General features: G+C 74.8%; 10 protein-coding genes. 7 read left to right on the forward strand and 3 right to left on the reverse strand.

What is annotated here, in order from left to right:
- The first annotated feature begins 159 nt into the window (after positions 1 to 159).
- The 5 genes from AOK18_RS08730 to AOK18_RS08750 all read left to right on the forward strand — a co-directional run bounded on the left by AOK18_RS08730 (position 160) and on the right by AOK18_RS08750 (position 7069).
- Positions 160 to 891, forward strand: a complete 732-nt coding sequence (locus AOK18_RS08730) for a DUF7873 family protein (protein ID WP_055693923.1) — start codon at positions 160 to 162, stop codon at positions 889 to 891.
- A gap of 506 nt (positions 892 to 1397) precedes the next feature.
- Positions 1398 to 2258 (forward strand): ABC transporter ATP-binding protein, encoded by an 861-nt coding sequence (locus tag AOK18_RS08735; RefSeq protein WP_055693924.1) that lies wholly within the window; start codon positions 1398 to 1400, stop codon positions 2256 to 2258.
- A 3-nt stretch (positions 2259 to 2261) separates the two neighbouring features.
- Positions 2262 to 4808: an FtsX-like permease family protein gene (locus AOK18_RS08740; protein ID WP_099048853.1), complete on the forward strand. Its 2547-nt coding sequence runs from the start codon at positions 2262 to 2264 to the stop codon at positions 4806 to 4808.
- Positions 4809 to 5195: 387 nt separating this feature from the next.
- Positions 5196 to 6419 carry a sensor histidine kinase gene (locus tag AOK18_RS08745; RefSeq protein ID WP_055693929.1) on the forward strand — a complete coding sequence of 408 codons (1224 nt, stop codon included), beginning with the start codon at positions 5196 to 5198 and terminating at the stop codon, positions 6417 to 6419.
- A complete protein-coding gene (locus tag AOK18_RS08750; RefSeq protein WP_055693925.1) occupies positions 6407 to 7069 on the forward strand; it encodes a response regulator in 663 nt (220 codons plus the stop codon). The genes AOK18_RS08745 and AOK18_RS08750 overlap by 13 nt, the downstream gene beginning before the upstream one ends.
- Here the strand turns inward: AOK18_RS08750 and AOK18_RS08755 are convergent.
- The 3 genes from AOK18_RS08755 to AOK18_RS08765 all read right to left on the reverse strand — a co-directional run bounded on the left by AOK18_RS08755 (position 7036) and on the right by AOK18_RS08765 (position 9320).
- On the reverse strand, positions 7036 to 7479 hold the full coding sequence (locus AOK18_RS08755) for a MazG-like family protein (protein WP_240503115.1): 444 nt from the start codon (positions 7477 to 7479) through the stop codon (positions 7036 to 7038). The genes AOK18_RS08750 and AOK18_RS08755 overlap by 34 nt on opposite strands.
- A gap of 83 nt (positions 7480 to 7562) precedes the next feature.
- The gene (locus AOK18_RS08760; protein ID WP_055693926.1) at positions 7563 to 8105 is read right to left on the reverse strand and encodes a DoxX family membrane protein; all 543 of its coding nucleotides are present in this window, start codon (positions 8103 to 8105) and stop codon (positions 7563 to 7565) included.
- A 213-nt stretch (positions 8106 to 8318) separates the two neighbouring features.
- On the reverse strand, positions 8319 to 9320 hold the full coding sequence (locus AOK18_RS08765) for a Gfo/Idh/MocA family protein (RefSeq protein WP_055693927.1): 1002 nt from the start codon (positions 9318 to 9320) through the stop codon (positions 8319 to 8321).
- Between the two features lie 275 nt (positions 9321 to 9595).
- Between AOK18_RS08765 and AOK18_RS08770 the strand changes: the two genes are divergently transcribed.
- Together AOK18_RS08770 and AOK18_RS08775 are read left to right on the forward strand one after the other, a co-directional pair.
- Positions 9596 to 11161: a multidrug effflux MFS transporter gene (locus AOK18_RS08770; protein ID WP_079104913.1), complete on the forward strand. Its 1566-nt coding sequence runs from the start codon at positions 9596 to 9598 to the stop codon at positions 11159 to 11161.
- An 11-nt stretch (positions 11162 to 11172) separates the two neighbouring features.
- Positions 11173 to 11996: serine hydrolase domain-containing protein (locus AOK18_RS08775; protein WP_055693931.1), on the forward strand; the 824-nt coding region annotated here is incomplete at its 3' end.

Raw genomic sequence — 11996 nt, forward strand, 5'->3', positions numbered from 1 at the left:
AGGGCGGGTGAGGGGTGGGGACGAGACCGTCCACCGTGCCCCGGGCCCGCTCCGACCGGACGGCCCGCGGGGATCCCGCAGCCGCCCGAGCCACCGGAAAATACGATGACGTGCGTGACGGTGAGCGGATAGGTTCCCGAGTGTTCTCAGGGGGATCACATGACCAGGCTGAACCAGATCATCGCCGTCGAGAAGGGCGTCAAGAGCAAGGCCGCCCAGGACGTCAACGGGGCGCACCAGAAGGTGCAGAAGCCCGCGCTGCTCTCCGGTATCTCGCGCACGTACCAGCCGAAGGACGAGGAGGGCGAGCAGTTGCCGCCCGAGTCCACGCGGGTGCAGGTGCAGGGCGAGGACGTGCTGCGCGAGATGGCGGCCTCGCTGACCCGGCTGTTCGACGTGACGGCGACCAAGGACTGGGCGAACTGCACGGCCCGCGCGGACGTCGTCGTCGAGGGACGGACCGTCCTCGCCGACGTCCCGGTCGGCTACCTGCTCTTCCTGGAGAAGCAGCTCACCGACCTGCACGCCTTCGTCCGGAAGCTGCCGACCCTCGACGCCGCCGAGTCCTGGTCCCACGACCCGTCCACGGACTGGTGGAAGACCGATCCGGTCCGCACGATCCGCACGAAGAAGGTCCCCCGCAACCACGTCAAGGCCGAGGCGACCGAGAAGCACCCGGCGCAGGTCGAGGTGTACTACGAGGACGTGCCCATCGGGTACTGGACGACCGTGAAGTTCTCCGGAGCGCTTCCGGCGCGGCGGCTGAACGAGCTGGTGGAGCGGATCGAGAAGCTCCAGCAGGCCGTGAAGTTCGCCCGTGAGGAGGCCAACGGCACCGAGGTCACCGACCAGCGGGTCGGCGACGCGGTGTTCGGCTACCTGTTCGGCTGACGCCGGACCGGCAGCCCCATGATCGCCCCCGCGTGCGAGCGCGGGGGTGCGCGACAGCGCGGGCCGGACTGAGGACCGGTCCGTGTGACGAGCGCAAGCTGAAACTGACGTTCAGCCTGAAGAAACGGCCTTCCGCACGTGAGGGCCGTATCAATCTCAGACTCTCGCTCCAGTCTCAGCATCGCCGCCGATCGCCGGAACGACCGGGGAAGGACGACTGCCGTCGGATGCGAGTTCAATTCTCGCCTGCACCTCTGCCCGGTGCGGTAGTTCAAAGGAAGAACACGACGGCCTGATGACTGATCCTTCCCCTTAAACGCGCCGGCGTGCGCAATGAGGTGGCATCCCCAGGGGCCCGGGAGCTGGATACGACTCCCGGGCCCCGTCACGTCCGCCGGTAGTGCCTGCGCCACCACCGGTCGGGCCGCTGGCTGGATGGGTTCGCGGGGCCGGGGAATCTAGCGTCGAGGTGTTCCGCTCCACGCTCCCCCGGAAGGCGTTTCACCATGTCAGTGACCTCGGCCGACGTCGCCGTCAGCCTCGAACACGTACGGAAGACGTACGGTGGTGATCAGCCGGTGGTGGCGTTGGACGACGTGGACGTCCGCTTCGCGCGGGGCACGGCCACCGCGGTGATGGGGCCGTCGGGCTCCGGGAAGAGCACGCTGCTGCACTGCGCGTCGGGCCTGGACCGGCCCGACGCGGGGACGGTCCGGATCGGGTCCACCGACCTGGCGTCGATGTCGGAGAAGCGGCTGACCGAACTGCGCCGCAGCCGGGTCGGCTTCGTGTTCCAGGCGTTCAACCTCGTCGGCGCCCTGAACGTGGAGCAGAACATCCTGCTGCCCTCGCGGCTGTCCGGGCAGCGGCCGGACCCGGCGTGGGTCGCCGAGGTCGTCGACCGGGTCGGGCTGGGCGACCGGCTGCGGCACCGGCCCGCGCAGCTGTCCGGCGGCCAGCAGCAGCGGGCCGCGATCGCGCGGGCACTGGTCACCCGCCCCGAGGTGATCTTCTGCGACGAGCCCACCGGCGCCCTCGACACCCGTACCGCGGCCGACGTCCTGTCGCTGCTGCGGTCGGTGGTCGACCAGGCCGGGCAGACCGTCGTCATGGTGACCCACGACCCGGTCGCCGCGTCCTACGCGGACCGGGTCGTGGTCCTCGCCGACGGGCGGATCGTGCGGGACATGCCGCAGCCCGGCGCCGAGCGGATCGCCGAGCACCTCGCGCACCTCGGCGGCCGTGACTTCGCCGCACGCCCCGCCGCACCATCCCTCGGGCAGGCCGCCGCCCAGACGTTCGCGGGATCCGCCGCGCAGTCCCTCGCGCGGGCCACCGCGCGGCCCGCCGTGCGCGGGGAGGGCTGAACCGTGCTCGCTCTGGCCGCGCGGATGCTGCGCCACCGCAAGGGGAGTTTCACGGCGACGTTCGTCGCCCTCGCCGCCGGCGTCGCCGTCCTCATGGCGTGCGCGCTGCTCGTGGAGTCCGCCTGGCGCTACCAGGGCCAGGCGCAGCGGTACGCGCGGACGGTCGCCGTCGTCGCCGACCGGGACCTGACCGTGTCCACCGAACTGTTCGGCGAGACCGAGCGCACCACTGTCGCGCTGCCCGAACGCGGCAGCGTCCCGGCCTCGTTGGCCGGTAGGCTGGCCGCCGTGCCCGGCGTGGAACGCGCCGTCGGCGACCGCTCCCTCGCCGTCACCGCCACGAGCGCGCCGGACGTGCCCGTCACCGGCCACGGCTGGTCGAGCGCCGCCCTCGCCCCGTACCGGACGGTCCGGGGCGGCCCGCCCCGCTCCGACGGGGAGATCGCCGTCGACGCCCGCCTCCTCGCCAGCACCGGACTCGGCCCTGGCGACTCCACGGAGATCGTCACCGGGGGAGCGAGCCGTACGTACCGGATCAGCGGGGTCGTCGAGGCCGGGGACGGCGGTACCCCGGACGCCGGGGCCGGCGGGGCGGTGCTCTTCTTCACCGACGCGCACGCCGCCCGTCTCGACCCGCACCGGGGACGCTTCGACGCCGTCGGCGTCCTCGCCGCGCCGGACGCCGACCGCTCCGCCCTCCTCGCCGGCGTCCGCGAGGCGGCCGGGGCGGTGGGGGCGACGACCTACACGGGCGACGACCGGGGCCTGGCCGAACAGCCCGGGGCCGGGACCGCACGGGACTTCGTCCTGCAGGCCGGCGGCGCCTTCGGCGGCTACGCCGCGGTGATCATCGTCTTCGCCGTCGCCGGTACCGTCGGCCTCTCCGTACGGCACCGCCGCCGCGACCTCGCCCTGCTGCGCGCCGTCGCCGCGACCCCCGGTCAGGTACGGCGGATGATCCTCGGCGAGACCGCCCTGCTCGCCCTGCTCGCCGCGGTGGCCGGCGTTCCCCTCGGACTCCTCGCCGCCGGACGGATCCGCGACGAACTCGTCACCCGCGGGTTCGCCCCCGGCTCCTTCACCGTGCAGGGCGGCCTGCCGTCCGGCGTCGCGGTCACCGTCGCCGTCGCCGCCGTGGCCCTGACGTCCGCCTGGACCGCCGCACGGCGCACCACCCGCATCCGGCCCACCGAAGCACTCGGCGAGGCCGCCGTCGAACCCGGCCCCGGCAGCAGGGCACGGGCGGTGACCGGCCTGGTGCTCCTCGCCGGGGCCGTGTCCCTGATCGGCCTCACCGGTGCCACCGACGGCCGGACCGCCCTCACCGCGGCGGTCGGCATGCTCTACACGTTCGTCCTGGCGGTCGCCCTGCTCGCCCCCTGGATCAACCGGGCCGCCGCCCGCCTCCTCGGCCCCGTCCTGCGAGCCGTGTGGGGCACCAGCGGCCACCTCGCCGCCGCGAACCTGCGCGCCAACGCCCGGAGCACGGTCGCCGTCCTGACCGCGCTCGTGCTCTCCGTCGGCCTCGGCGGCTCCGTCTGGTTCCTCCAGGACAACCTCCGGCGCCAGACCGTCGTGCAGAACCGCGACGGCACCCTCGCCCAGCACGCCCTCGTCTCCGGCACCGGCCTGCCCGCATCCGCCACCGAAGAGGCCCGCCGCATCCCCGGCGTGGCCGCCGCGACGGGCGTGCGCCGTACGTCGGTCGTCGTGCCGGGCGGCCTCGAGCCCCGGGTCGTCGCCGCCCAGGGCATCGACCCGCGGGGCGCCGACCGCACCCTGGACCTGCGGGTGCGGTCGGGCAGCCTCACCGGCCTCACCAAGGACACCGTCGCGGTGTCCACCATCACGGCGGACGCCGCCGGCTGGGAACTCGGCGGCACGGCCCGGCTGTGGCTCGGCGACGGCACCCCCGTCACGCTGGAGGTCGTCGCCCTGTACGAACGCGGCTTCGGCTTCGGCGACGTCACCCTCCACACCGGCACCCTCACCGGACACACCGTCACCGGACTCGACGACCGGATCCTCGTCCGCACCGGCCCGGACGCCGACGCAGGCACCCTCGAGGCCCTGAACGGCCTCGCCGCCCGCTACCCGGACGCCTCGGTGGCCGGCACGGACACCCTCACCGGCGAACTCGCCCAGGACCTGGCCGTCAGCGGCTGGCTCAACAAACTGCTCGTCACCGTCCTGGCCGGCTACGCGCTGCTCGCCGCCGCCAACACCCTGATCACGGCGGCCCTCGCCCGCAGCAGGGAACTGTCCCTGCTGCGCCTGGTCGGCGTCACCCGCGGCCAGGTCAAGCGGATGGTCCACGCCGAACAGGCCGGCCTGCTCGGGGTGGCGCTCGCCATCGGCGGGACGATCGCCGCCGTCACCCTCACCTCGGTCGTCGACGCCGTCTCCGGACAGCGCGTCCCGTACGTCCCGGCCGCAGGCTGGCTCGGCATCGTCGGCGGCACCGTCGCGCTCGCCCTGATCGCCACGATGCTGCCCGTCGGCCGGCTCCTGCGCACCCCGCCGGTCCGGGGCATCGGCATCCGCGAGTAGGGACGGAGGAACGGAGCGGAGTGGAGCGCAACCGGTGGACCGGCCCCGCCGCAGCAGCGGCGGGGCCGGTCCCGCACCGCCGCACGGCACGGTGACCGCGCCCGCCGCTCGCGGTGTCCCCGCGTCCGACCGGTGGAGGGGCGCGCACGGAACCGCCCGCGCCCTCTATCCTCACTGCTCCGGAAGGTGTGCGCGGGGCGAGGGCAGGCGGTGCGGATGCAGCGGGGGACGCACGATCCGTCGGGGAGGACGGCCGACGCCCCGGCGCGCCCGGCATCCGCCCCCACGACGCCGCCGGCCCCGGCCCCGGTGCCCGCGTCGGCGCGGTCCTCCGGGTCCGCTTCCCCCGCGTCGGCCTCCGCGTCCGTCTCCGCCCGTGCCCGCCTCGTGCTGGACTCCCTCGAGCACCTGGTCAGCGGGTTCGGCACCGGCATCCTCGCCCTGGTCGCCCTGCTCTGGCTGGCCGTCACCGCCCTCGCCTGCCTCGTCGGGGTGGGCCTGTTGCTGCTGCCCTCCGCGCTGCACGCGGTGCGCGCCGTCGCCGACCGGGAACGGGCCCGGCTGTCCCGCTGGGGCCCGGAGGTCATCGGACCGCCGCCGCTCCCGTCCGGGCTGCGGGCCGCCGTCACCGACCGCGCGGTCCGGCGCGAGGTGGCCTGGGTGGCCGTGCACGGCGTCCTCGGCACGTTCCTCGGCGTGGTCGGGCTGACCCTGCCGCTGAACGCGGCCCACGACCTCAGCTTCCCCCTGTGGTGGTCCCTCGTACCGGAGAGCGCGGCCACCGCCGCCGCGGGCTGGTGGACCGTACGCGACTGGCCCGGCGCCCTCCTCGTCCTGCCCATGGGCGCCGGGTGGCTCGCCGTCATCCTGCTGGGGATGCCCGCCCTCGCCCGGCTCCAGGCGTGGCCCGGCCGCCGGCTGCTGCGCCCCGGCGCCGGCACCGACCTCGTGCTGCGGGTCGCCGAACTCACCGCCACCCGCGCCGCCGCCCTCGACGCCCACGCCACCGAACTCCGGCGCATCGAACGCTCGTTGCACGACGGCACCCAGAACCGGCTGGTCGCCGTCACCGTCCTGATCGGCGCCGCCCGCCGCGCCCTGGCCCGCGACCCCGCCGACGCCGTCGCCGCCCTCGACCGCGCCCAGGACGCCGCCGAGCAGGCGCTCGCCGAACTCCGCGCCGTGGTGCGCGGCATCCTCCCGCCGGTCCTGGCCGACCGCAGCCTGCCCGACGCGCTCACCGCGCTCGCCGCCGACTGCCCCGTCCCCTGCGAGATCGACGCGGACGTACCCGGCCGGTGCGCCGCGTCGGTGGAGGCGACCGCGTACTTCGTGGTCGCCGAGGCCCTCACCAACGTCGCCAGGCACAGCGGCGCGCGCCGGGCCGTCGTCACCGTCCGGCGCCGCGACGACCGACTGTGCCTGACGGTCCGCGACGACGGCCGTGGCGGCGCGCGGGAAGCCGGGGGATCAGGCGGGTCCGGCGGGTCCGGCGGGTCCGGCCTCACCGGCATCCGCCGCCGCACCGAAGCACACGACGGAACCATGGAGCTGGCCAGCCCCACCGGCGGCCCCACCACCCTGGAAGTGACCCTGCCATGCGGATCGTGATCGCCGAGGACGACGCCCTGCTGCGCGAAGGACTCGCGCTGCTGCTGCGCGCGGAGGGCCTGGACGTGGTGGCCACGGCGGGGGACCCGGACGCCTTCCTCGAAGCCGTGGACGCCCAGCGGCCGGACGTCGCCATCGTCGACGTCCGGATGCCGCCCACCCACACCGACGAGGGCATCGTCGCCGCCGTGGAGGCCCGGCGGCGGCACCCCGACCTGGCCGTCCTGGTGCTGTCCGCCTACGTCGAACAGGCCTTCGCCACCAGTCTCCTGGCCCGGGGCAGCGCCCGGCTCGGCTACCTGCTGAAGGAACGGGTCGGCCGGGTCGAGGAGTTCCTCGTCGCCCTGCACCGGGTGGCGGAGGGCGGCACCGCCATCGACCCCGAGGTGGTCGCCCAACTCCTCACCCGCAGCCGCCCCGACGAGCGCCTGCGACGGCTCACCCCCCGGGAGCGCGACGTCCTGGCCCTCATGGCCGAAGGGCTCGGCAACGCCGCCATAGCCGAACGCCTCGTCGTCTCCGACGGCGCCGTCCACAAGCACATCCGCAGCATCTTCGCCAAGCTGGACCTGGCCCCCACCGACCGCACCGACCGCAGGGTCGCCGCGGTCCTCCACTACCTGGAGGGCGGCGCCGCCCGCCGCTCCTGACCGGCGCCACGGGCGTCCCCGCCGAGCGAACGCGCGGCGACCCCCGCCACGTGCCGTGCGAAGACCCCACCGGCGTCGGGAGTGAGGGCGCGCAGGGCGACGAGCGCCGTGAGAGCGACATCGCACAACTCCGCGCCGACGTCGTCCCAGGAGTGCGTGGTGCCCTTGCGCGGGTTCTGGCCGGTCACGCCGATCACCGCCTGGGCGACCTCGCCGACCTCCTCGGACAGCTTCAGGACCCGCAGCAGCAGGGCTTCCCGGCCGCCGGCCGCGCCGTGGGCGTCCAGCCAGGCGTGCAGGGCGTCGACGGCGTCCCACAGCTCGGCGGACGGCGGGGAAGGGACGGGGGAGGAGGCCGCGGGCGGGCTCCGGAGCGGCGTCGGCGACAGGCTCGGGCTCGGATCGCTCATGCGGCAGATCCTGGCACAGGACACCGACAACGCCCGGCGCCCGACCCTCGGGGAGGGTCCGACCGTCCCGGATACCCCGGCCGTCACTCGAACAGCGCCTCCTGCTCGCCCTCCCGCGCCTTGCGCAGGCGCCGGCTGCGCGCTCCCACGACCACCGCCGTGGCCGCCGCCGTCGCCGCGAAGGCCGCCACCACCATCCAGTCCCGGTCGGCCGAGTGGCCGAGGACGCGGTCCAGGGAGAGGCTGCCGGGCCCGGCGACGGCGAGGCCGGCCGCCGTCAGGCCGAGGAGCGCGGCGTGCTCGTAGCCGCCCTCCTGGTTGAAGAAGCCGTTGGGCGCGTGCACGGCCGCCGCGCCCGCCATCGCACCGGCCGCCGCCGCGCCCGCCGCCGGGGTGGCGAGACCGAGCGCGAGGAGCGCGCCGCCGCCCGCCTCCGCGAGGCCCGCCGCCGTGGCGCTGGCCCTGCCCGGTGCGTAGCCGATGGTCTCCATGAACTGGCCGGTGCCCTCGATCCCGCCCCCGCCGAACCAGCCGAACAGCTTCTGCGCGCCGTGTGCCGCCAGCGCCCCGCCCGTCCCCAGCCGGAGCAGCAGCAGGCCCAGATCACGTCGGTCGTAACAGGTCACGTCGTCTCCCGGTCCCCGAGCAGTCCCAGTGGCAGTGGCAGTGGCAACGGCAGGCGCAGGCGCTTGGTGTGACCACCGTCGCATCCCGGGGCCCCCGCCGGCCCGCGGCCGGCCGCCGTTCGGGTGGCGCGGCCGGCGCCGCCCGGGGAACGCGTGGAACCCGGGGAGCCGGCACCGCCCCGGGCGGCGCCGGCTCCCCGGCGTCCGGACGGCTCAGCCGGCCTCCCCCGGGTAGCGGACGCCGACGCGCTCCCGGATCGTGTCGAGCGTCCGCATCACCGCGAGCGTGCCGTCCAGCGGGACGAGCGGGGACTCGGTCTCGCCCGCCCGCAGGGCGCGCATCGCCTCGGCCGCCTCGTGCTTGAGGCTGTTGCGGGCCCCGTCCGCCGGGTCGGCGACGAACTCCTCGGCGTCCTCGCCGTCCCGGTGCAGCACGAACCGGTCCGGGAAGAAGAAGCCGTACGGGATGTCGATCCGCCCCGCGGAACCGGTGACCGACGCGGACGTCGCCGTACCGCCGACGATCGAGCAGTGCACCGACGCGATGGCCCCGCTCTCCCAGGAGAGCAGTGCGCCCGTCTGGAGGTCGACCCCCTCCTCCGAGAGCGCGGCCTTCGCCACGATCTCCGACGGCTCCCCGAGCAGCAGCTGCGCGAACGACACCGGGTACACGCCGAGGTCCAGCAGCGCGCCGCCGCCCAGCGCCGGGTCCCGCAGCCGGTGCGACGCGGAGACGTTCGCCGCCAGTCCGAAGTCGGCCTGCACCGTGCGTACTTCACCGATCGCACCGTCGTCGATCAGTTCCTTCAGCCGCCGGACCATGGGATGGCAGTACATCCACATGGCCTCCATCAGGAAGAGCCCCCGGTCGCGCGCCAGGCCGACCAGTTCCGCCGCCTCGCGCGCGTTGAGGGTGAACGGCTTCTCGCACAGCACGTTCCGCCCCGCCTCCAGGCACAGCCCGGCCGCGGCCCGGTGCGCCGAGTGCGGAGTGGCGACGTAGACGATGTCGATCTCCTCGTCCCGTGCGAGCGACTCCCAGTCGCCGTACGCCCGCGGTATCCCGAACCGTTCGGCGAACGCCTTCGCCGGCTCGGGCGACCGCGAGGCCACCGCCACGATCTCCGCGTCCGGCAGATCGACCAGATCCGCCGTGAAGGTCGCGGCCATGCCGCCCGTCGCCAGAATGCCCCAGCGCACGTTCTGCCCTGTCATCCGCCCCACCTTGCTCGTTCGTCGTCCGTGCTTAGTGCTTAGTGCTTAGTGCTTAGTGCTTAGTGCTTAGTGCTTAGTGCTTAGTGCTCGGTGCTCCGTGTCGCGCACTTCGCCGTTCGTGTTCCCGTACCGGTGTCCGAGCCTTCCGTGGAAGCGCTCCCATGACACCTCCGCGGACATCTTCACCCGAGATCACCGTCCCTGACGAGCACCTCGTCGGGGCTGAGAGCATGGGGGGCGTACGACTTCGGGAGAGATCAGGAGAGAGGGGCCCCATGTCCGAGGGCGAGGCGTCCGTGTCCGGACCGGCATCCGGGCGGGTACCGGCGACGACATCCGGACCAGCACTCGGACCGGCACCGGGCCCCGCGTCCGGCCCCGCGCCCGGGCCGGTGCCGGCGACGGCCGCTCCGGTACCCGTCGCCGGCGAGGGGGGCCGGAGCGGGAAACCCGGGACCCCGGGGCGGGCGCCCCTCCTGGTCACGCTCATCCTGGGCAGCCTCACCGCCACCGCCCCGCTGGCGATGGACATGTACCTCCCCGCGCTCCCCGAGGTCACCCGGGCGCTGGGGTCCACCGCGTCCACCGTCCAGCTCACCCTCACCACCTGCCTGGCGGGCATGGCGCTCGGGCAGCTGGTGGTGGGCCCGATGAGCGACCGGTGGGGGCGCCGCCGTCCGCTGCTCATCGGTCTCGGCGTCTACGTCGTGGCCACCGCGCTGTGCGCGGTCGCGCCCACCGTGGAGCTCCTCATCGCCTTCCGGCTGCTCCAGGGCCTCGCCGGCGCGGCCGGCATCGTCATCGCGCGGGCGGTCGCCCGCGACCTGTACGACGGCGTGGCCATGGCCCGCTTCTTCTCCACCCTCATGCTGATCTCCGGCGTCGCCCCGATCGTGGCCCCGCTGATCGGCGGGCAGCTGCTGCGGGTGACGGACTGGCGGGGGGTCTTCGCCGTCCTCACCCTCCTCGGCGTCCTGATGGCGGCCGTGGTGTGGCGGAAGCTGCCGGAGACGCTGGAACCCGCCGACCGCCACCGCGGCGGGGCCGGCGAGGCGCTGGGCTCGATGCGCCGGCTGCTCGCCGACCGGGCCTTCAGCGGCTACGTCCTCACCGGCGGCTTCGCCTTCGCCTGCCTCTTCGCCTACGTCGCCGCCTCCCCGTTCGTCATCCAGGAGATCTACGGCGCCTCCCCGCAGACGTTCAGCCTGCTGTTCGGGGCCAACTCGGTGGGGCTGATGATCATGGGGCAGATCAACGGCAAGGTGCTGGTCGGGCGGGTCCGGCTGGACCGGGTGCTCGGGCTCGGCCTCGCCGTCGTCGTGACCGCCGCGACCGCGATCCTGCTGATGGCGCTGGGCGTCTTCGGGGACGTCGGGCTGGCGCCGATGGCCGTCGCGCTGTTCGTGCTGATGTCCGCCATGGGCATCACCATGCCCAACACCCAGGCGCTCGCCCTGATGCGCACCCGGCACTCCGCGGGCTCCGCGTCCGCCCTGCTCGGCACGGCGTCCTTCCTCATCGGCGCCGTCGCCTCCCCGCTGGTCGGTGTCGCGGGGGAGGACACCGCCGTCCCGATGGGCATCGTCCAACTGGTCGCGGCTCTGGTGGCCCTGACCTGTTTCGTGGGAATGTGCCGTCCCTGGGGCGGGCACACGAACACGGGCACGGACGACGGAATCACCTTCCGCGGGCGCACAGCCGGCGCGGCGGGCGGACCCGGCGCGGCGGACGGACCCGGCGGAACGGGCGGACCCGGCAGGGCCGGTGGCTCCGGCCGGACCGGAGGCCCTGGCGGGACCGGCGGGTCCGGTGGGACCGAGAGAGCGGGGGCGGACAGCTGAGCGCACCGAGACTGCGCCACGGCACACCGGAGCGGGCCGGGCTCGACCCCCGCGAACTCGCCGCCCTCGCCCGGGAGGTCCGTGCCCGGACCACCGGGGACCACCCCTGGGCCGCGGGCGCCGTGGTGGTCGCCGGCCGCGGCCCGGTGCTCGCCCTGCGGGAGGCGGCGGGCTGGGCCGTACGGTACGCGGCGTACGACGAACGGACCGGCACCGCGGTGGAACTGCCGCCCGGCGACCGCGTGCCGATGGCCGTGGACACCCCCTTCGACCTGGCGTCCCTGACCAAGCTGTTCACCTCGGTGGCCGCCGTGCAGCAGATCGAGCGCGGCACCCTGGGCATCGACGCCCGCGTGGGCGCGTACCTGCCGGACTTCCCCGCGGCCGTGCGGCACGGCATCACCGTCCGGCAACTGCTCACCCACACCTCCGGGCTGCGCCCCGAACTCCCGCTGTACGACTGTGCCGACGACGCCGAGCGCCTGGCCCGGCTCCGTACGGAGCAGCCGGTCGGGGTACCGGGCACGTACTGCTACTCGGACCTGAACATGCTGCTGCTCCAGCACCTCCTGGAGCGCCTCACCGGCCGCACCCTCGACCGGCTCGTCCGCGACGGCATCACCCGACCGCTCGGCATGACCGCGACCGGTTTCGGCCCGTGTCCGGGCGCGGCGGCCACCGAGGACCAGCGGCGGCCCCGGGCCAAGGCGGACCGCGGCATGCTGCGCGGCGAGGTGCACGACGAGAACGCCTGGGCGCTCGGCGGCGTCGCGGGCCACGCCGGCCTCTTCTCCACCGGCCCCGACCTGGCGGTCTTCTGCCGCACGCTCCTCGG

The sequence above is a fragment of the Streptomyces prasinopilosus genome, from assembly GCF_001419695.1.
GTDB lineage: Bacteria > Actinomycetota > Actinomycetes > Streptomycetales > Streptomycetaceae > Streptomyces > Streptomyces prasinopilosus.

Excerpts from the sequence above, each read along its gene's own strand:
- AOK18_RS08765 (WP_055693927.1), bottom strand. The coding sequence starts at position 9,320 with ATGACAGGGCAGAACGTGCGCTGGGGCATTCTGGCGACGGGCGGCATG.
- AOK18_RS08755 (WP_240503115.1), bottom strand. The coding sequence starts at position 7,479 with ATGAGCGATCCGAGCCCGAGCCTGTCGCCGACGCCGCTCCGGAGCCCG.
- AOK18_RS08750 (WP_055693925.1), top strand. The coding sequence starts at position 6,407 with ATGCGGATCGTGATCGCCGAGGACGACGCCCTGCTGCGCGAAGGACTC.
- AOK18_RS08730 (WP_055693923.1), top strand. The coding sequence starts at position 160 with ATGACCAGGCTGAACCAGATCATCGCCGTCGAGAAGGGCGTCAAGAGC.
- AOK18_RS08770 (WP_079104913.1), top strand. The coding sequence starts at position 9,596 with ATGTCCGAGGGCGAGGCGTCCGTGTCCGGACCGGCATCCGGGCGGGTA.
- AOK18_RS08735 (WP_055693924.1), top strand. The coding sequence starts at position 1,398 with ATGTCAGTGACCTCGGCCGACGTCGCCGTCAGCCTCGAACACGTACGG.